20 protein-coding genes and 2 riboswitches are annotated in these 20,220 nt (G+C 40.3%); of the genes, 16 read left to right on the top strand and 4 right to left on the bottom strand.

Going from position 1 to position 20,220, the window contains the following annotated elements; translation table 11 throughout:
* Positions 1–19 precede the first annotated feature (19 nt).
* The 8 genes from RYL77_RS02105 (at position 20) to pyrE (ending at position 9,166) form a co-directional block, all read left to right on the top strand.
* Positions 20–274 carry a DUF3165 family protein gene (locus RYL77_RS02105; RefSeq protein ID WP_315009485.1) on the top strand — a complete coding sequence of 85 codons (255 nt, stop codon included), beginning with the start codon at positions 20–22 and terminating at the stop codon, positions 272–274.
* 519 nt (positions 275–793) lie between these two features.
* The gene (locus RYL77_RS02100; protein WP_315009483.1) at positions 794–2,830 is read left to right on the top strand and encodes a bacteriocin-associated integral membrane family protein; all 2,037 of its coding nucleotides are present in this window, start codon (positions 794–796) and stop codon (positions 2,828–2,830) included.
* Position 2,831: 1 nt separating this feature from the next.
* Positions 2,832–3,473 carry an ABC transporter ATP-binding protein gene (locus tag RYL77_RS02095; RefSeq protein ID WP_315009481.1) on the top strand — a complete coding sequence of 214 codons (642 nt, stop codon included), beginning with the start codon at positions 2,832–2,834 and terminating at the stop codon, positions 3,471–3,473.
* A 301-nt stretch (positions 3,474–3,774) separates the two neighbouring features.
* On the top strand, positions 3,775–5,127 hold the full coding sequence (murD, locus tag RYL77_RS02090; protein WP_315009479.1) for a UDP-N-acetylmuramoyl-L-alanine--D-glutamate ligase: 1,353 nt from the start codon (positions 3,775–3,777) through the stop codon (positions 5,125–5,127).
* Position 5,128: 1 nt separating this feature from the next.
* Positions 5,129–6,187, top strand: coding sequence for a UDP-N-acetylglucosamine--N-acetylmuramyl-(pentapeptide) pyrophosphoryl-undecaprenol N-acetylglucosamine transferase (locus RYL77_RS02085; RefSeq protein WP_315009478.1), 1,059 nt, complete (start codon positions 5,129–5,131; stop codon positions 6,185–6,187).
* 9 nt (positions 6,188–6,196) lie between these two features.
* The gene (locus RYL77_RS02080; protein ID WP_315009476.1) at positions 6,197–7,441 is read left to right on the top strand and encodes a cell division protein FtsQ/DivIB; all 1,245 of its coding nucleotides are present in this window, start codon (positions 6,197–6,199) and stop codon (positions 7,439–7,441) included.
* 357 nt (positions 7,442–7,798) lie between these two features.
* Positions 7,799–8,500: an orotidine-5'-phosphate decarboxylase gene (gene pyrF, locus RYL77_RS02075; protein ID WP_315009474.1), complete on the top strand. Its 702-nt coding sequence runs from the start codon at positions 7,799–7,801 to the stop codon at positions 8,498–8,500.
* Between the two features lie 33 nt (positions 8,501–8,533).
* On the top strand, positions 8,534–9,166 hold the full coding sequence (gene pyrE, locus RYL77_RS02070) for an orotate phosphoribosyltransferase (protein WP_000170897.1): 633 nt from the start codon (positions 8,534–8,536) through the stop codon (positions 9,164–9,166).
* Between the two features lie 175 nt (positions 9,167–9,341).
* On the opposite strand, the gene RYL77_RS02065 is transcribed toward pyrE, so the two are convergent.
* From RYL77_RS02065 to RYL77_RS02050, 4 genes are read right to left on the bottom strand one after another with little or no spacing between them, the layout of a single operon-like run.
* Positions 9,342–10,208: a cysteine ABC transporter substrate-binding protein gene (locus RYL77_RS02065; protein WP_315009472.1), complete on the bottom strand. Its 867-nt coding sequence runs from the start codon at positions 10,206–10,208 to the stop codon at positions 9,342–9,344.
* Positions 10,209–10,219: 11 nt separating this feature from the next.
* Positions 10,220–10,978, bottom strand: a complete 759-nt coding sequence (locus tag RYL77_RS02060) for an amino acid ABC transporter ATP-binding protein (protein ID WP_315009470.1) — start codon at positions 10,976–10,978, stop codon at positions 10,220–10,222.
* On the bottom strand, positions 10,979–11,656 hold the full coding sequence (locus RYL77_RS02055) for an amino acid ABC transporter permease (RefSeq protein ID WP_315009468.1): 678 nt from the start codon (positions 11,654–11,656) through the stop codon (positions 10,979–10,981).
* The gene (locus RYL77_RS02050; protein WP_315009466.1) at positions 11,616–12,296 is read right to left on the bottom strand and encodes an amino acid ABC transporter permease; all 681 of its coding nucleotides are present in this window, start codon (positions 12,294–12,296) and stop codon (positions 11,616–11,618) included. Before RYL77_RS02050 ends, RYL77_RS02055 begins: the two co-directional genes overlap by 41 nt.
* Positions 12,297–12,511: 215 nt before the next feature.
* Between RYL77_RS02050 and lctO the strand changes: the two genes are divergently transcribed.
* The 8 genes from lctO to tenA all read left to right on the top strand — a co-directional run bounded on the left by lctO (position 12,512) and on the right by tenA (position 20,217).
* Complete coding sequence (lctO, locus tag RYL77_RS02045; RefSeq protein ID WP_000120723.1) at positions 12,512–13,648, top strand: L-lactate oxidase; 1,137 nt, start codon at positions 12,512–12,514, stop codon at positions 13,646–13,648.
* 147 nt (positions 13,649–13,795) lie between these two features.
* Positions 13,796–13,884, top strand: a riboswitch (TPP riboswitch).
* Positions 13,885–14,098: 214 nt separating this feature from the next.
* A complete protein-coding gene (locus tag RYL77_RS02040) occupies positions 14,099–14,767 on the top strand; it encodes a TenA family protein (protein ID WP_315009464.1) in 669 nt (222 codons plus the stop codon).
* Positions 14,768–15,054: 287 nt separating this feature from the next.
* On the top strand, positions 15,055–15,837 hold the full coding sequence (gene thiM / locus RYL77_RS02035) for a hydroxyethylthiazole kinase (RefSeq protein WP_000202462.1): 783 nt from the start codon (positions 15,055–15,057) through the stop codon (positions 15,835–15,837).
* A 1-nt stretch (position 15,838) separates the two neighbouring features.
* Positions 15,839–16,468 carry a thiamine phosphate synthase gene (gene thiE / locus RYL77_RS02030; RefSeq protein WP_315009461.1) on the top strand — a complete coding sequence of 210 codons (630 nt, stop codon included), beginning with the start codon at positions 15,839–15,841 and terminating at the stop codon, positions 16,466–16,468.
* A gap of 213 nt (positions 16,469–16,681) precedes the next feature.
* Positions 16,682–16,770, top strand: a riboswitch (TPP riboswitch).
* A gap of 145 nt (positions 16,771–16,915) precedes the next feature.
* Positions 16,916–17,476, top strand: coding sequence for an ECF transporter S component (locus RYL77_RS02025; protein WP_315009459.1), 561 nt, complete (start codon positions 16,916–16,918; stop codon positions 17,474–17,476).
* On the top strand, positions 17,477–18,862 hold the full coding sequence (locus RYL77_RS02020) for an ABC transporter ATP-binding protein (RefSeq protein ID WP_315009457.1): 1,386 nt from the start codon (positions 17,477–17,479) through the stop codon (positions 18,860–18,862). It begins immediately after the preceding gene.
* Between the two features lies 1 nt (position 18,863).
* Positions 18,864–19,514 carry an energy-coupling factor transporter transmembrane component T gene (locus tag RYL77_RS02015; RefSeq protein WP_315009455.1) on the top strand — a complete coding sequence of 217 codons (651 nt, stop codon included), beginning with the start codon at positions 18,864–18,866 and terminating at the stop codon, positions 19,512–19,514.
* 10 nt (positions 19,515–19,524) lie between these two features.
* On the top strand, positions 19,525–20,217 hold the full coding sequence (gene tenA / locus RYL77_RS02010) for a thiaminase II (protein WP_315009453.1): 693 nt from the start codon (positions 19,525–19,527) through the stop codon (positions 20,215–20,217).
* Positions 20,218–20,220 lie beyond the last annotated feature (3 nt).

Below are 20,220 nucleotides of genomic sequence, written 5' to 3'. Positions count from 1 at the left end.
GAGCTAGAAAGAGATAAAGATGGTTTATTTAATCATAGGAATCCTCTTATTACTACTCTATGTATTTGCGACACCAGAAAGCATTAAAGGGACAGTCAATATCGTCCTTGTCGTCTTTGCTTTCGTAGCACTCTTGATTTTGCTTATGTTGTCTATCCTGCAAATTTTTCAGCTACCGACAGAATTCTTTATCGCAATCGCCATGCTGACCTTAGCATACTTTAGCTTGCGAGATATTACCCTCATGTCGGTCCATAAAAGTAAAAGAAGATAAAAGAGAGTTTCGGCTCTCTTTTTTTGTAGGAATTTTACAATAGTTTGAATTACCTTTTAGTTAACATCATCTCTTTTGCTTGGATAATATGAATGGGAAAAACTGAAATAAAAATCCTTACTGACATCTATTTCTAAGGAAGCTTTAAAATTCTATTACTAATGATATCTTAGTACAATATATTGACAAGTTATATAGAAAGTGATATATTAATGTCATAAGAAACCGATTTCAAAATAAGAAAGGATTAAATTTATACTCAATGAAAATCAAAGAGCAAACTAGGAAGCTAGCCGCAGGTTGCTCAAAGCACTGCTTTGAGGTTGTAGATAAGACTGACGAAGTCAGTTACATATATCTAGGGCAAGGCGACGTTGACGCGGTTTGAAGAGATTTTTGAAGAGTATTATTGTCTTGTTGTTCAGGGTGTGATGGATTAAACTAGTAAAATAATTCTAAGAATTTATAAAAGATAAAATATTTTTCTATAGGATTATTCTCTTATACAAGGAGTCTACTATGAAGAAACTATTCATATTATTATCAACTTTTTTTCTCAGCTTCTTCCTTGCTTGGATTATTGTCTTACGTGCGCCACAATATTTATTTGCAAGCTATGATTCCGTTTCCTTACTTCGTGTCAAAAAGGATACTCAGGAACCGACGCGTGAGGTATTTGAACAGGAATTGGAGAATTTTGCAAACTCAGAACAGAGTTTAATAGCTAGAAGAATCGTAGAGCCGAGTAAGGATGGGACGACTCACTTTGCTTATGCAACTTATGGTCAGGGAACTTTACCAAAAGAATTCCAAGAAGCTAGTCAAGAAAGTCGTGAACGTAGTGATCCGCTAAATAGTTATCTCCTTTTATCAGGCTCCTTGACGAAAGAAAAGCTTGCCGATAAATTAGGAGATTTGGGTTATAAAGCAATTCCTGACCGAAAGATACCGCCCTATTTTCTTGCTTTTCAAATATTACTAAATCCCCTTATTTTAATTAGTTTAGCAATATTTGGCTTATCTTTCTTTGCTTTAGTGATTATCACTCGGATTAAGGAAATGAGAGCAGCAGGTATAAAACTCTTTTCTGGTCAGACTCTCTTATCCATCATGGGGCATTCTTTATCTACTGATATCAAATGGCTCCTTCTATCAGCCCTCCTTTCCTTCCTAGGTGGGGGAGTCGTTCTTTTTAGTCAAGGTTTGTTTTATCCTATCTTGTTAGCCACCTATGGTTTTGGGATTAGTTTCTATCTTTTGTTTTTATTGGGGATTTCAATTTTACTAATGCTCCTTTATCTAATGAGTTTGAGTTACAAAGCATTAGTTCCCGTTATTAAGGGAAGATTACCCCTTAAACGCTTGATGGCTTTAACCCTATTGTGTCAGTTAGTAGCTGTTTTTACAGTAGGCTACGCTGTTAAGACAGGTTTGACGTCTTACCAACGATTGAAAGAACTTGAAATTTCAAAACAAGCATGGCAGGATAGAGCAGACTATTATCAAATTTCTTTTGGCTTAGGTGATAGAGTAAAAGATACAGAAAATCAGAATAAGTGGTATGCCTTTGCCAAGGAAGCAATCGAAGAAGAACAGGCTTTATTTGTAAAAGATAATCTCATTCATTTTGCCAATCCTCAAGGAAAAAATGAACAAAGAAAAAATGAACAGGGAGAGACACTGGATACCTATAGTCCAGATGCTAATACGCTCTATGTTAGTCCCAGTTATTTGGACAAGGAAAAGGTCGTGGTAGATGCTGAGACCAAACAGAAGTTAGCCCATCTCCAAAAAGGTGAGTTTATCCTCTTGCTCCCAGAACATTTGCGCTCTCGAGAAGCAGAACTTAAGAAAGTTTTTGAAGAAAAATTGAGTGATTATGGAAAATCTGGTGAGGAGGCAAGTGCTCCTTTAGAGTATGAAATGAGAGCGATTGTTAGTTATCTTCCAACTGGAGAAAAGCGGTTTGTTTATAATAACGGTGAGAATCCCGTATCCACTCAGTATTTGACTGATCCGATTTTAGTTGTATTTACTCCAACATCTATAGGTGATAGTATCATTTCTAAATATATGTGGTCTATCAATGCTGGTAAGAATATCTTTGTCAAAGGATATGAAGATGGGATTAAACTCTTGAAGAAAGCTGGAATTGATGAGCAAGTATCCTATCTTAAAGAAGGAAGAAGTGTTTATCTAACTCGTTATAATGAAGTTCAAACTGAAACAGCAACTTTAATCCTAGGAGCTATTGTTGGGATAGCTAGTTCCTTGTTACTCTTTTATTCTGTCAATCTTCTATATTTCGAGCAATTCCGCCGAGATATCTTGATTAAACGAATTTCAGGTTTACGATTTTTTGAAACACATGCTCAGTATATGGTTAGCCAATTTGCCAGTTTTGTATTTGGTGCTAGTCTCTTTATTTTAAGCAGTCGAGACTTGGTAATTGGCTTGCTCACTTTATTAGTCTTTCTAGCTAGTGCAGTTTTGACGCTTTACCGTCAAGCGCAGAAAGAATCTCGTGTTTCTATGACAATTATGAAAGGAAAATAGGATGATTGAACTAAAGAATATATCTAAAAAATTTGGAAGCCGTCAGCTATTTTCAGATACGAATCTTCATTTTGAAGGTGGGAAAATTTATGCCTTAATCGGTACAAGTGGCTGTGGTAAGACAACACTCTTGAATATGATTGGACGATTAGAGCCATATGACAAAGGGCAAATTATCTATGATGGCACCTCTCTTAAAGACATTAAGCCCTCTGTTTTCTTTAGAGATTACTTAGGATACCTATTTCAAGATTTTGGCTTAATTGAAAGCCAAACCGTCAAAGAGAATCTCAATCTGGGTTTAGTTGGTAAAAAGTTGAAAGAAAAAGAGAAAATGTATTTGATGAAACAAGCTCTAAACCGTGTTAACCTCTCTTATTTGGATTTAAAGCAACCTATCTTTGAATTATCAGGAGGAGAAGCACAACGTGTTGCACTAGCGAAGATAATCTTAAAGGATCCACCTTTGATTCTCGCAGATGAACCAACCGCTTCCTTAGACCCCAAAAACTCTGAGGAATTACTTTCTATCCTAGAATCTTTAAAAAATCCGAATCGAACCATTATTATTGCGACCCACAATCCTCTGATTTGGGAGCAAGTGGACCAAGTCATTCGAGTTACCGATTTATCACATAGATGATATGGTAAGATTCATACTCAATGAAAATCAAAAAGCAAACTAGGAAGCTAGCCGCAGGCTGCTCAAAGCACTGCTTTGAGGTTGTAGATAAAACTGACGAAGTCAGCTCAAAACACTGTTTTGAGGTTGTGGATAGAACTGACGAAGTCAGTTACATATATATACGGCAAGGCGAAGCTGACGTGGTTTGAAGAGATTTTCGAAGAGTATCAGTTAGAAGAAAGAGTCACAAACACACTTTGTGGCTTTTTTATTTCCATAAAAATGGTAAAATAGTAAGAGTAGAAATGGAGTTCGAGACATGAAAGTAATAGATCAATTTAAAAATAAGAAAGTCCTTGTTTTAGGTTTGGCCAAATCTGGTGAATCTGCAGCTCGTTTGTTGGACAAGCTAGGTGCCATTGTGACAGTAAATGATGGGAAGCCTTTCGAGGACAATCCAGCTGCCCAAAGTTTGCTGGAAGAAGGGATTAAGGTCATTACAGGTGGCCATCCTTTGGAACTCTTGGATGAAGAGTTTGCCCTTATGGTGAAAAATCCAGGTATCCCCTACAGCAATCCCATGATTGAAAAGGCTTTGGCCAAAGGTATTCCAGTCTTGACTGAGGTGGAATTGGCTTACTTGATTTCAGAAGCACCGATTGTTGGTATTACTGGTTCGAACGGTAAAACAACCACAACGACTATGATTGGGGAAGTTTTGACTGCTGCTGGCCAACATGGTCTTTTATCAGGAAATATCGGCTATCCTGCCAGTCAAGTGGCCCAAACTGCGACAGACAAGGATACGCTTGTCATGGAACTTTCTTCTTTCCAACTCATGGGTGTTCAAGAATTCCATCCTGAGATTGCGGTTATTACTAACCTCATGCCAACTCATATCGACTACCATGGTTCTTTTGAGGAATATGTAGCAGCCAAGTGGAATATCCAGAACAAGATGACAGCAGCTGATTTCCTTGTCTTGAACTTTAACCAAGACTTGGCAAAAGAATTGGCTACTAAAACACAAGCTACTGTTGTACCATTCTCAACACATGAAAAGGTTGATGGAGCTTATCTGGAAGATAGTCAACTCTACTTCCGTGGGGAAGTGGTCATGGCAGCGAATGAAATCGGAGTTCCAGGTAGCCACAATGTGGAAAATGCCCTTGCGACGATTGCTGTAGCCAAGCTTCGTGGTGTTGATAACCAAACCATTAAAGAAACTCTTTCAGCCTTTGGTGGTGTCAAACACCGTCTCCAATTTGTGGATGAAATCAAGGGTGTTAAGTTCTATAATGATAGCAAGTCAACCAATATCTTGGCTACTCAAAAAGCCTTGTCAGGATTTGACAACAGCAAGGTCATTTTGATTGCAGGTGGTTTGGACCGTGGCAATGAGTTTGACGAATTGGTTCCAGACATTACTGGACTCAAGAAGATGGTCATCCTCGGTCAGTCTGCCGAACGTGTCAAACGGGCAGCAGACAAGGCTGGTGTGGCATATGTGGATGCGATTGATATTGCAGATGCGACCCGCAAGGCCTATGAACTTGCGACTCAAGGAGATGTAGTTCTTCTCAGTCCTGCCAATGCCAGCTGGGATATGTATGCTAACTTTGAAGTACGTGGCGACCTCTTTATCGACACAGTAGCGGAGTTAAAAGAATAATATGAAAAAAATTGTCTTTACAGGTGGGGGGACGGTTGGACACGTGACCCTCAACCTTTTGTTGATGCCCAAGTTCATCGAAGATGGCTGGGAAGTCCACTATATTGGGGATAAACGTGGTATCGAACACCAAGAAATCCTCAAGTCGGGTCTAGATGTTACCTTCCATTCCATTGCGACAGGAAAATTGCGTCGCTATTTCTCTTGGCAAAATATGCTGGACGTCTTCAAAGTTGGTTGGGGAATTGTCCAATCTCTCTTTATCATGTTGCGACTTCGTCCACAGGCTCTTTTTTCAAAGGGAGGCTTTGTCTCAGTACCGCCTGTTATCGCTGCGCGTGTGTCAGGAGTGCCTGTCTTTATTCACGAATCTGACTTGTCCATGGGCTTGGCCAATAAAATCGCCTATAAATTTGCGACCAAGATGTATTCAACCTTTGAGCAAGCTTCAAGTTTGTCTAAGGTTGAGCATGTGGGAGCAGTGACCAAGGTTTCAGACCAAAAAACTCTAGAACCAGATGAATTGGTAGATATTCAAACCCACTTTAATCCCCAATTGCCAACTGTATTGTTTGTCGGTGGTTCTGCAGGTGCTCGTGTCTTTAACCAATTGGTGACAGACCATAAGAAAGAACTGACAGAGCGCTACAATATTATCAATCTAACTGGAGATTCTAGCCTGAACGAGTTGAGCCAAAATCTTTTTCGTGTTGACTATGTGACCAATCTCTATCAACCTTTGATGGAATTGGCTGACATTGTTGTGACACGAGGTGGTGCCAATACGATTTTTGAGCTCTTGGCCATGGCAAAATTACATGTTATTGTGCCGCTTGGTCGTGAAGCTAGTCGTGGAGACCAGATTGAAAATGCAGCTTACTTTGTAAAAAAAGGCTATGCAGAAGAGCTTCAAGAAAGCGATTTGACCTTGGACAGTTTAGAAGAGAAGCTTTCTCACTTACTAAGTCACAAGGAAGACTACCAAGCTAAGATGAAGGCTTCTAAGGAATTGAAATCTCTAGCAGATTTTTATCAACTATTGAAAAACGATTTATCATAAGGAAAGTAAATGTCAAAAGATAAGAAAAATGAGGGCAAAGAAATCCTCGAAGAATTTAAAGAGTTATCAGAATGGCAGAAACGGAACCAAGAATATCTAAAAAAGAAGGCTGAAGAAGAGGCAGCCCTAGCTGAGGAGAAAGAAAAGGAAAGAGAAGCTCGAATGGGAGAAGAATCTGAGAAATCAGAGGGCAAGCAAGACCAGAAGAGTGACTCTGATCAAAATGACTCAGACTCAGCTAAGGAAGTTGTTAAAGAAAAAGTAGAAGAGTCAGAAGACGCCAAAAAAGAAGCAACTAAAGAAGAACCAAAATCCAAAGAGCCAAAGAAAGAGGATAAAAAAATAGAGGAAAAGCCTGTAAAGAAGAAACCGGCTAAACCGAAAATTCCAGGAGTTCATATCTGGCGGGCTATCTCGATCTTGTTTCTAAGTCTGATTTTATTGGTCGTCTCTGCTTACTTGCTCAGTCCTTATGCGACCATGAAGGATATCCGTATTGAGGGAACGGTGCAAACTACAGCTGACGATATTCGACAGGCTTCAGGCATTCAGGATTCGGATTATACGATTAACCTTCTGCTAGATAAGGCAAAATATGAAGAGCAGATCAAGTCTAACTATTGGGTTGAATCAGCTCAGCTTGTCTATCAATTTCCAACCAAGTTTACTATCAAGGTTAAGGAATACGATATTGTTGCCTACTATGTTTCTGGTGAAAATCATTATCCTATTCTTTCCAGCGGTCAGCTTGAGACTAGTTCTGTGAGCTTGGTTAGTCTGCCAGAAACTTATTTGTCAGTTCTCTTTAATGACAGCGAACAAATCAAGGCCTTTACATCAGAACTTTCTCAAATTAGCCCAGAACTCAAGGCGGCTATCCAAAAGGTGGAACTAGCCCCAAGCAAGGTAACTTCAGATTTAATTCGATTGACCATGAATGATTCGGACGAGGTCTTGGTTCCCCTGTCTGAAATGAGCAAGAAATTGCCTTATTACAGTAAGATTAAGCCTCAATTGTCTGAACCAAGTGTGGTCGACATGGAAGCTGGAATATACAGTTACACTATTGCGGATAAATTAATTATGGAGGCAGAGGAAAAAGCCAAACAAGAGGCCAAGGAAGCTGAGAAGAAACAGAAAGAGGAAGAGAAGAAAAGACTAGAAGAACAGCAGAATAAATTGGAAGAAGAGAAGAAAAAATTGGAGGAAGAAAGCAATCGAAACCAAACAAGTCAGCGTTCATCGCGTCGCTAGGTTTACCTTTTCTCATATAGCTCTTTAGTTGCCATGGTAAGTGTCTAGAGTTTTGAGAAATGTAGAAAGCATATAAGTATATGTCAATCCTTTCGTGTACATGCATTTACTTATATGGAATTTTGGAGTTTCTCAAAAATCACGACACATACGTGACCATGTTTTTACTTGACAAGTGCTAGTAGAAATAATAGAATAGAAAAAAACCTTTAAAGCAGTCCAGAGAGGCAGCTAAGGTTAGACGGTGAAAGGGTGGAGACTACCCATTTTTCGTGGAACCTTGCTGTTGGCAGGTTCCTTTTTTCGTAGCTTCTGTTGCCCAGACTCTCTCACTAGCAAAGGTAAAAGGAGAAACCTATGCGAGAACATCGTCCAGTCATTGCTCTTGATTTTCCTAGTTTTGAGGCGGTCAAGGAATTTTTAGCTCTTTTCCCAGCAGAAGAAAGCCTTTATCTTAAGGTAGGGATGGAGCTCTATTACGCAACGGGTCCTGAGATTATTTCCTATTTAAAAAACTTGGGACACAGCGTCTTTCTTGATCTCAAACTTCATGACATTCCAAATACAGTCAAGTCAGCCATGAAGGTCTTGTCTCAGCTTGGTGTCGATATGACCAATGTTCATGCGGCTGGTGGTGTAGAGATGATGAAGGCTGCGCGTGAAGGTCTTGGAAGTCAAGCCAAATTGATTGCTGTTACTCAGCTCACATCAACATCAGAGGCCCAGATGCAGGAGTTTCAAAATATTCAAACCAGCCTGCAAGAGTCTGTGATTCACTATGCCAAGAAGACAGCTGAAGCGGGATTAGATGGTGTTGTTTGCTCGGCTCAGGAAGTTCAACTCATCAAGCAGGCCACCAATCCAGATTTTATCTGTTTAACGCCAGGCATTCGTCCAGCAGGTGCTGCAGTTGGAGACCAAAAACGTGTGATGACCCCTGCTGATGCCTATCAAATCGGTAGTGACTATATCGTGGTGGGACGTCCCATTACCCAAGCTGAGAATCCTGTTGCAGCTTATCATGCCATCAAGGATGAATGGACACAGGACTGGAATTAAAGAACTAGATTATAAAAATAAAAGGAGAATACCATGACACTTGCTAAAGATATCGCTAGCCACCTCTTGAAAATCCAAGCCGTTTACCTCAAACCAGAGGAGCCTTTCACTTGGGCATCTGGTATCAAGTCACCGATTTACACTGATAATCGTGTGACACTAGCCTATCCAGAAACTCGTACCCTCATCGAAAATGGTTTTGTGGATGCTATCAAAGAAGCCTTTCCAGAGGTTGAAGTGATTGCAGGAACTGCAACAGCAGGGATTCCACACGGAGCTATTATTGCTGACAAGATGAATCTGCCATTTGCCTACATCCGTAGCAAACCAAAAGACCACGGAGCAGGCAACCAAATCGAAGGCCGTGTAGCTCAAGGTCAAAAGATGGTAGTGGTTGAAGACCTTATTTCAACTGGCGGTTCTGTTCTCGAGGCCGTGGCAGCAGCCAAGCGAGAAGGAGCAGATGTGCTTGGAGTTGTAGCGATTTTCAGTTACCAATTGCCAAAAGCAGATAAGAACTTTGCGGATGCTGGTGTGAAATTGGTGACACTTTCAAACTACAGTGAACTCATCCATCTAGCTCAAGAAGAAGGCTATATCACGCCAGAAGGACTTGATCTCCTTAAACGTTTTAAAGAAGACCAAGAAAATTGGCAAAATGCCTAAAACATAGAAAATCAGGTAGTCACTAGGATTACCTGATTTCTTTTTGTAATGTTATTGGATCTTACACTCAATGAAAATCAAAGAGCAAACTAGGAAGCTAGCCGCAGATTGCTCAAAGCACTGCTTTGAGGTTGTAGATAAAGCTGACGTGGTTTGAAGAGATTTTCGAAGAGTATTAGTCAACTTTTCCGCCCTCAACAACCAGGTCATCTGCTTTAGCAGCATCACCGTAGGTTGGGTGAAGTGTTTTTTCATAGGCCTTGTGGAAGAAGTTCTCTTTGCCTAATTTTTCAATATCTTTATTGATGAAGTCTAGCAATTCTTGGTTGCCTTTTTGAACTGCTGCCGCAATGGTATCGGGATCACCAAGGGAAGTAATTCCAACTTCAAAGCCTTTATTTTCAAGCGCCCAAGCTAGGACTTCCGTATTGTCAGTAGAAAAGGCATCTCCACGTCCGTCAAGAAGGGCTTGGTAGGCATCGCTATATTGGTCATATTTTTGGAGTTTTACTTCTGGGTGATTTTTCTCAAAATAAGTTTCAGCAGTTGTTCCTTTTGTGACAATCAAGGTTTTGCCTTCAAGTTGTTTGACGTCTGTAATGAGACCAGTCTTAGGTGATACGACACCCAGAGAAACTTTCATGTATGGAAGAGCAAAATCAACTTGTTTCTTACGTTCCTCAGTCACTGTAAAGTTGGCAAGAGTAATATCTACCTTGTTTGAAATCAAATATTCAGCACGGTTGGCAGCATCGACTGAAACGTATTTAACCTTGACACCCAGGTCTTGGGCCAGTTGGTTCCCCAATTCGATATCGTAACCTTGGTAGGAACCGTCATTGTCAACGTAACCAAACGGTTTCTTGTCTCCAAATACGGCGATTCGTAGCTCACCGCTTTTTTTGATTTCATCGATTGTGCGAGCCTTGGCAGTGGTTTTTCCAGACGATGAACCAGTATTGCCACCTGAGCTACAAGCTGTGACAAAGATAAGGGCAAAGGCAAGTGCCAAAACAGTTAAAAGTGGTTTGAGTAGTTTCATAAGAATCTCCTTTATAGATATGAGCCAAATTGGCTAAAGTCAAAGACGTTTAAAAATTCCTGGGCTCGTTTGGTTTGAGGATTGGTAAAGAAGGCTTGAGCCGTTCCTTCTTCAGCGATTTTCCCTTGGTCGAGGAAGATAATCCGATCTGCAATAGCTTGGGCAAACTGCATTTCGTGAGTTACTAAAATCATGGTACGGCCTTCTTGGGCCAAGTCATTGATCAGTTCCAGAACCTCACGCACCATTTCTGGATCCAGCGAAGCAGTCACTTCGTCAAAGAGGATAATTTCTGGATGCATGAGCAGGGCACGGACGATCGCAACCCGTTGCTTCTGTCCACCAGATAATTGACGCGCAAAGCTATGTTGTTTATCAAGCAAACCCACACGTTCCAGTAGTTGCAAAGCTTCTTCCGTTACTTCTTTTTTGTCTCTTCCCTGAGCTTTGATAGGGCCTAGGATGAGGTTTTGTAGGACATCCAGATGGGGAAAGAGTTCATAACTTTGAAAGACCATGCCAATCTTTTGGCGAACTAGGTGAAAGTCTTTTTTATTTTTAACGATAGACTGACCATCCAGCAGGATATCTCCACCTTGAATACTTTCTAAGCCATTGAGGCAACGAAGGAGGGTACTTTTCCCACAACCAGAGGGTCCTAGAATGACGACAACTTCCCCTTTATTGATTTGTAGGGATAGTCCTTGGAGGATGGGATTGTCTCCGAAGGATTTTTTGAGTTCCTTGATTTCTAAGATAGTTTCAGACATTTAGTTCCTCCAATTTTTTTCTAAGTGAGTGGATAGTTTGGAAATAGGAAAGCAGACTGCGAAATACAAGACTAGAATGGTTCCATAAATCCAAAAGGAAGCAGTTGGGATGGTCAGGCGATTGCTATCGATGATTTGTTGTCCAACCTTGGTCACTTCCACAACCCCAATCAAAACAACCAAGGAAGTGGTTTTAATCATCCGAGTGACAAGATTGATAGCCTGCGGTAGCAGTCTTCTCAAGACCTGTGGGATGATAATGTGGTAGTAAAGTTGAACATTGGTCAAGCCGAGTGCCTGTCCACTTTCAAACTGATGTTTAGGGAGGGAAGTGATGGCTCCACGAACCAAGTCCCCCATTTCAGCTGTTCCCCAGAGGGTGAAAACGATAATAGCAGAAGTCTCACCTGAGATATTGATATTAAAGTTTCGAGCCAAGCCAAAGTAAACGATGAAGAGCAACACCAGCTGGGGCATGATACGGATGAATTCTAAATACAATCGTGTCAAAAATCGTACGATTCTAGAATGGGAGGTCATGACAATTCCCATGACTGTTCCGAATATCATGGATAAGAGGACAGATAGGAAGGATATCCCAATCGTAACGCCCAATCCCTGTAAGATTCTCAGGAGATTATTTCCCTGAAAGAGTACTTGGATTCCCGAATCCTGCATGGCGGAGCCTCCTTTCTATCCAGCTAAAGACCAGTGAGATGGGGAGCAGCATGATCAGATAAGCAATTACTAACATGGCCAGTGCAATGTCTGTCTCATAATAGAGTCCAATCAAGTCCTTGGCGACGTACATGAGGTCGGCCAAAGCCACTGCTGAGAAAACGGAGGTTTCCTTGATAAGGAAAATGACATTGGCACTAAAAGATGGTAGAGCAACCGCTGTTGCTTGCGGAAGAACCACATAGCGAAAGACCTGTATAGGTGTCAGACCGATGGCTAATCCAATCTCGTGCTGGGTTTGACTGACGGCCTCCAGTCCGCTTCGGAAAGATTCTGCCATATAGGAACCTCCTAGAAAGACCAGTCCTAAGGTTGCGCAGACTTCTGAAGATAGGACAATTCCTATGCGAGGCAGACCGAAGTAGAGAAAGAAGAGTTGAATCAAAAGGGGCGTGTTGCGTGACAATTCGATGTAGGCTGTCGCTATTTGCGCCAAAATAGGGATGCGGTAATGTCGGATGATACTAACGATTAAACCGAGCAGAAAGGATCCCAAAATACCCCAAACTGCAATATGCAAGGTCAGAAGAAATGCCTTTTGATATAGTGGTAGATATTGTTCAACAATGGACCAATCCAAAAATAGAACCTCCCATCTAGAAATAATACAGTTATTGTAGCACTTAAAATCTCCTTTGGATAATATGTATTTTTTATTGCTGTTATAAGGATTTTTTATCATAGTCCTAGAATTTCTGAAATTTCCAAACAAAATATTTGAAAAGTTTTGAAAAAAGAGTTAAGATATTTTTGTAATATACAAAGTAAACGCTTACTTATCAAGGAGGGCATTTTATGTCATACAAAACAAGCAATGCAGAAGGTCATGTAGATTTCATCAATACCTATGATTTGGAGCCAATGGCGCAACAAGTGATTCCTAAAGCAGCCTTTGGCTATATCGCCAGTGGAGCAGAAGATACTTTCACTTTACGTGAGAATATTCGTGCCTTTAACCACAAACTCATCGTTCCGCATACACTTTGCAATGTAGAAAATCCAAGTACGGAGATTGAATTTGCAGGTGAAAAATTGTCTTCACCAATCATCATGGCGCCTGTTGCGGCTCATAAATTGGCAAATGAACAGGGTGAAGTGGCGACTGCGCGTGGTGTGCATGAGTTTGGTTCGCTATATACAACTAGCTCTTACTCTACTGTCGACCTTCCTGAAATTACGGAAGCCCTTCAAGGGACACCTCATTGGTTCCAATTTTACTTTAGTAAGGATGATGGTATCAACCGCCACATCATGGACCGTGTGAAGGCTGAAGGTTATAAAGCGATTGTCTTGACAGCAGATGCGACTGTAGGGGGCAATCGTGAGGTTGATAAGCGTAATGGTTTTGTCTTCCCAGTTGGCATGCCGATTGTTGAAGAATACCTGCCAGAAGGTGCTGGAAAATCAATGGACTTTGTTTACAAATCAGCTAAACAACGCTTGTCTCCACGTGATGTAGAATTCATCGCTGAATACTCAGGACTTCCTGTTTATGTCAAGGGACCACAATGCCGTGAGGACGTTGAACGTTCGCTTGCTGCAGGTGCCTCTGGTATCTGGGTAACCAACCATGGTGGCCGCCAAATCGACGGTGGACCAGCTGCCTTCGACTCACTTCAAGAAGTAGCAGAAGCAGTTGATAAACGTGTGCCAATTGTCTTTGACTCAGGTATTCGTCGTGGTCAACACGTCTTTAAAGCCTTGGCTTCAGGAGCAGACTTGGTAGCTATTGGTCGCCCGGTTATCTATGGCTTGGCTCTCGGTGGTAGTGTCGGTGTGCGTCAAGTCTTTGAACACTTGAATGCGGAATTGAAGACAGTCATGCAGTTGTCTGGAACTCAGACCATTGAAGATGTCAAACACTTTAAACTTCGTCACAATCCCTACAACCCAACCTTCCCAGTTGATCCTCGTGACTTAAAATTGTATTGATAAAAGAGATTCCTCCACTAAGTGTGGAGGTTTTTCTTCGTCTATAGGAAGAATAAATCACCATTTAAAACAATATAAATATATTTTGCAATCAAATATCTTGCTAGGGCTTTCATTTTTTGCTATACTGGTGCAGTAATTAAATAATAAAGACATTTGGGGTGCTTTAGGCTGAGATGATACCCATTGAACCTGATACAGTTAAGACTGGCGAAGGGAAATGTGAAACGTTTTTTCGTATGGCGAAATGAACGATCTAATCTTGTAAGTCAACTCTAATTCTTGATTGTAATTGGAGTTTTTTTATTTATATAAACTGGATGAAGGTGATACAAAGCATTTAGGTAGCTCTTCTTGAACGCCCTTGATTTTCTTTAAAAAGGTCAAGTAAAACTAGGATTTTCTTGATGTTTTGTTGATTACGAACGAGTAAAGAGAGGAGAAGTAAATATGGAAACACAAGACTATGCATTTGAGCCAGGTTTGACTGTTGGAGAATTATTAAAAAGCAGTCAGAAGGATTGGCAGGCTTCAATCAATCATCGTTTTGTCAAGGAGCTTTTTGCGGGGACAATTGAGAATAAGGTTTTAAAAGAATACCTAATTCAAGATTATCACTTCTTTGATGCCTTCTTATCCATGCTGGGTGCTTGCGTAGCCCACGCAGACCAGCTTGAATCCAAGCTTCGTTTTGCCAAGCAACTAGGCTTTCTTGAAGCAGATGAAGATGGTTATTTCCAAAAGGCTTTCAAAGAGTTAAAAGTAGCAGAGAATGACTATCTAGAAGTAACCTTGCACCCTGTAACAAAGGCATTTCAGGATCTTATGTATTCGGCTGTGTCTTCATCAGACTATGCCCATCTTTTGGTCATGCTGGTCATTGCAGAAGGTCTCTATTTAGACTGGGGTTCTAAAGATTTGGCTCTACCTGAAGCCTATATTCATTCGGAATGGATCAATCTCCACAGAGGTCCTTTCTTTGCAGAGTGGGTTCAATTTCTGGTTGACGAACTCAATCGTGTTGGGAAAGGTCTAGAAGATTTGACAGAACTTCAGGAACGCTGGAATCAAGCGGTTGCTTTAGAATTAGCCTTTTTTGATATTGGTTATGACGCTTAGAGAAAATTTAGGATACTGACAAATTTGATGAGGTAATTCTCTTCGAAAATCTCTTCAAACCACGTCAGCTTCACCTTAGATTATATATGTGACTGACTTCGTCAGTCTTATCTACAACCTCAAAGCAGTGCTTTGAGCAACCTGCGGCTAGCTTCCTAGTTTGCTCTTTGATTTTCATTGAGCATAAATCATTCAATGTAAATGGTAAATGAAAAAAATTTCTTAACGAAAGATAGAGATAAATCGAAATCAGTAGATCGTATAAAGTGAAAAGGAAGGATTTTAATATGACAAGTTTAAAATTATTAAAAGAAAAAGCACCTTTGGTCATTTGCATCACCAATGATGTAGTAAAAAATTTCACAGCAAATGGATTAGTAGCACTAGGTGCATCACCAGCCATGAGTGAGTTTCCTGCAGATTTAGAGGATTTGTTAAAGTATGCTGGAGGTTTATTAATAAACATAGGAACATTGACAGATGAAAATTGGAAATTATACCAAGCTGCTCTGAAAATTGCAGAGAAATATAATGTCCCAGCAGTTTTAGATCCTGTAGCTTGTGGAGCAGGATCTTATAGAAAAAAAGTATCCGAAGATTTAATAAATAATTACAAACTCGCAGCGATTAGAGGAAATGCTGGAGAGATTGCTTCTTTAGTGGGAATAAATGTGGCATCTAAAGGAGTAGATAGTGCAGGCGTAGATAATATTGACGAAATTGCTCTAGCAGCAAATGAGAAGTTCAATATCCCTATCATAGTAACCGGTGAAGTGGATGCCATTGCGGTAAATGGAGAAGTGGTAACGATTCATAATGGTAGTGCCATGATGCCAAAAGTTATTGGAACTGGATGTTTATTAGGGGCAGTGGTAGCAAGCTTTATCGGACTAGAAAAAGGTCAAGAATTGAAATCTTTAGAAACTGCTATGTTGGTTTACAATATCGCTGGAGAAATGGCAGAAAAACGTCCAAATGGACATCTTCCTGGAACATTTAAAGTTGAATTTATAAATGCCTTATACGAAATTACAGATGAAGATGTAAAGGAATTCAAAAGAGTGAAGTAAAATGTTTCATAAAGAATTACTAAAACTATATTTTATTTGTGGAACGACTACTTGCCAAGGAAAAGATCTATATACAGTCGTTGAGGAAGCCTTAAAAGGTGGTATAACCTTATTTCAATTCCGTGAAAAAGGTGAGGGGGCCCTGGAAGGTAAAGAAAAAGTCGAATTAGCAATGAAACTACAGGATCTTTGTAAAAAATACAATGTTCCGTTTATTGTTAATGATGATATTGATTTGGCAATGGAAATTGACGTTGATGGTGTACATGTAGGACAAGATGACCTTGGTGTTGATGAAATTAGAAAATTGATGCCAGATAAAATAATTGGTCTTTCTATAAAAAACGAGGAAGAATTTCAACAATCAAAAGTTGAATATGTAGATTATGTTGGTGTTGGTCCTGTATTTGATACCCAGTCAAAGGATGATGCTGGTGGTGCTATAGGTTATGAAGGTCTTAAATTGATGAGAAAACTATTGCCACAAATGCCCTTAGTTGCAATTGGTGGGATACAGACGCAACATATTAAAGACATTATGAAGACCAATGTTGACGGCGTTTCAATCATTTCAGCAATATCGTATGCAAAAAATATAGAAAAAACTGTTCGAGAAATGAGTGAACAATAGGTATCAATTTTTCCTTGGATTCTGAGGGAGTAGGATTTTCTTTTTTCTAAAAAGCTATGTCCAGATTCAGCTCAAATGGCTAATCTATCAAATAAGTCATTTATTTTTTGCAAAAGAAAGATCTGCTGTCTTTGTGAGTGCAAGGCTGTATTTCCAGTTCAATTTCTTGAACTAGAATAAATCGTCTGTTAAAATAATTATATAATTAAATAATAAAGACATTTGGGGTGCTTTAGGCTGAGATGATACCCATTGAACCTGATACAGTTAGTACTGTCGAAGGGAAATGTGAATAGTTTTTTCTTGAGAAAGAAAAAACCATCTAATTTTGTAAGCGAAACTCTAATTCTTGTGTGTAATTAGAGTTTTTTGTTTTTACTAGATAGACTAGATGCAGAGTATGATGGTAGTCTCTCTTAAATGCCCAATTGTCTAAAAGGAGTTTTTATGTTTGAAAAGTGGCGTTTAAAAGATGTTATCTTGCTTGCTTTCTTGTCTATCTTTTTTGGTGGTGTTTTTGTGGGTTCAGGTTATCTGTTTGATATCCTCACTCTGATTTTAGCCCCTCTTGGTTTACAGGCCTTTGCCAATGAAATCCTCTTTGGTCTCTGGTGTATGGCTGCGCCCATTGCTGCCATTTTTGTTCCAAGAGTGGGAAGCGCAACGATTGGAGAAGTGCTAGCTGCTCTTGCTGAAGTCCTTTATGGTAGCCAATTCGGTCTAGGCGCCCTTTTGTCTGGCTTGGTTCAAGGTTTGGGAAGTGAAATTGGTTTTATCGTAACCAAGAATCGCTATGAAAGTTGGCTCTCTCTAACTGCTAATAGTATTGGGGTTACGCTTGTTAGCTTTGTCTATGAATACATTAAGTTAGGCTACTATGCCTTCTCCCTTCCTTTTGTTCTTTCCTTACTAGTGGTACGTTTTATTTCCGTCTTTTTCTTCTGTACCATCTTGGTTCGTGCCATTGTTAAACTCTATCATCAATTTGCAGCTGGAGGCAAGGCATAGATGGGGCTGAAACTACGAGCGATTCAGTCCCTAATTTTTTCGGAACCGATTGATTTTACTTTTCATGCGCAAGCCTTTACCTTGTTAGTTGGAAGTAGTAGTTCAGGAAAATCGAGTCTCTTTCAAATGATTGCTCAAGTCAGTTCTCTTCCCTATAGCGGTCAAGTCCTGATAGATGGGAGCGAGGTCAGTCAGCTTTCTATCATCGAACGTGTCCAGACGGTTGGTATTCTCTTTCAAAATCCCAATCATCAATTTACCATGGAGAACTTGTTTGAGGAGCTGATTTTTACCTTGGAAAATATCGGGCATCCCGTTCAGGAAATTGATTCTAAAATAGCAGAGGTTGTCCAGCAATGTCGCTGCAAGGCGATTTTGCACCGTCCCATTCATCACTTATCAGGTGGGGAAAAGCAAAAGGCTGCTTTGGCTGTTCTCTTTGCCATGAATCCTAGGGTCTATCTCTTGGATGAGCCCTTCGCTTCCATTGACCGCAAGAGCAGGTTAGAGATATTGGAGATTCTAAAAGAATTGGCCTCTAATGGGAAGACAGTTATTTTGTGCGACCATGATTTAACGAACTATGAAGCCTATATCGACCATATGGTGGAGCTAAGAGATGGCCAACTAAGGGAAATAAATCAACTCCCTACCTCTGAGATGACAAAGGTTGCTTCAAAGGAAGTTACTTCTAGCCCAGAACTATTCCATATGGATAGAACGACTTGTGAGCTGGATAAGCGTCCCCTCTTTTCAATTGCGGATTTTACATTCTACCAAGGGATTTCCTGTATTTTGGGTGACAATGGTGTCGGGAAATCAACCCTCTTTCGGTCTATTCTTCAATTTCAAAAGTATAAGGGACACATTACTTGGAAGGATTCGGTCCTGAAAAAGAAAAAGAGTTTGTACCGTGACCTGACGGGTGTTGTTCAGGAGGCTGAGAAGCAGTTTATCCGAGCCAGTCTGCGAGAGGAACTGCAATTAGATGGTCCAGACTCTGAAAGAAATCAGCGGATTCTTCAAGCTTTACGATATTTTGATCTGGAGCAGGCACTCGATAAGAGTCCTTATCAACTAAGTGGTGGTCAGCAAAAGATTCTTCAACTCTTGACCATCTTGACCAGCAAGGCTTCTGTGATTTTACTAGATGAACCTTTTGCAGGTTTGGATGATAGGGCTTGCCATTATTTTTGTCAGTGGATTCTGGAGGAGAGAAATCAAGGAAGAAGTTTTCTGATCATTAGCCATCGTTTAGATCCCTTGATCTCTGTGGTTGATTTTTGGATTGAGATGACTAGTCAGGGGCTCAGTCATGTGAAAGAAGTGACAATTACCAAACCACTCACATCTCAGAGTAGCAATGCTCAAAGGGAGGTGAGATAGTATGGTCAAAGTAGCAACCCAGACACCGATTATCAGTCTCTTCTTGCTGATTTTATCCTTGGAAACATCTTTCATTCCTTCGATTGCTCTGAATCTTTCGGTAGTCGCATTTTGTATTCTCTTTATGCTCTATTACCGTCGATTTAAAGTATTGGTTTGGATGATTCTGCTTGCCATTTTGCCATCCTTTGCCAACTACTGGGCAGTTCAGTTGCATGGGGATGCTTCGCAGGCAGTGATGCTTGGAACGAGGGCCTTTGTAACCGTTTGTATCGGTCTTGTCTTTGTTTCCTCTATTTCCCTAAAAGAGCTTCTCTTGTACTTGGCTCAAAAGGGGCTATCACGTTCTTGGGCCTATGCCTTGATTGTGGTATTTAATTCCTTTCCTCTTATTCAGCAAGAAATCAAGTCTCTAAAAGAAGCTTGCTTATTACGTGGTCAAGAACTGCATGTTTGGTCGCCTTTGATTTACAGCAAGGTTCTGATGACAGTCTTTAGGTGGCGCCATCTTTACCTGAGAGCCCTGTCGGCGCATGGATATGACGAACATGCACAGGAGGAGAATTGCTATCGGACTTTTTATATTCCTAAAAAAACAACATTAATCTACCTGCCTTTCTTTTTATTGCTTCAAACCAGTCTATTTTTATAAAGGAGTTATTATGGAATTTACAGATATTGCGATGGAATTATCCAAGGAAGCTTGGCAGGCCTCCTTTCATCACCCCTTTATTTTACAGTTGCAAGAGGGGAATTTAGACCCGTCCATCTTTCGCTATTACCTGATTCAGGATGCCTACTATTTGAAGGCCTTCTCAGAAGCCTATCACCTCTTGGCTGATAAGACTTCAAACCAAGAGATGAAAAGACTCTTGAAACAAAATGCTCAGAGTCTAGTGGAAGGTGAGTTATTTATCCGCCAACAATTTTTCAAGGAATTGGAAATCAGCGACCTGGAAATGGAGCAACATCCAATCGCTCCAACTTGTTATCATTACATTTCGCACATTTATCGTCAATTTGCAGAGCCAAACTTGGGCATTGCTTTTGCAAGCTTACTTCCTTGTCCCTGGTTATACCATGATATTGGCAAATCACTTAATCTTAAACCATCACCAAATCCTCTCTACCAACAATGGATTGAAACTTATATTACGGATGAGTTAGAGCAGCAGATTCGAGAGGAAGAAGCTTTGGTAAATCAGCTCTATCGAGAAAGTGATGAGACGGACAAACAAAAAATGCTAGAGGCCTTCCACAGAAGTGTCCACATGGAAGCCAAGTTTTGGGAAATGGCTTACCAACATCAAACATGGACGAGTGATTTGCAGTCCTTAGAAAAAGAGAAGAAATAGAAA

It is taken from the genome of uncultured Streptococcus sp. (assembly GCF_963516515.1).
GTDB lineage: Bacteria > Bacillota > Bacilli > Lactobacillales > Streptococcaceae > Streptococcus.
The sequence above is the reverse complement of the archived record's forward strand: the minus strand, read 5'-3'. Positions and strand labels throughout refer to the sequence as shown.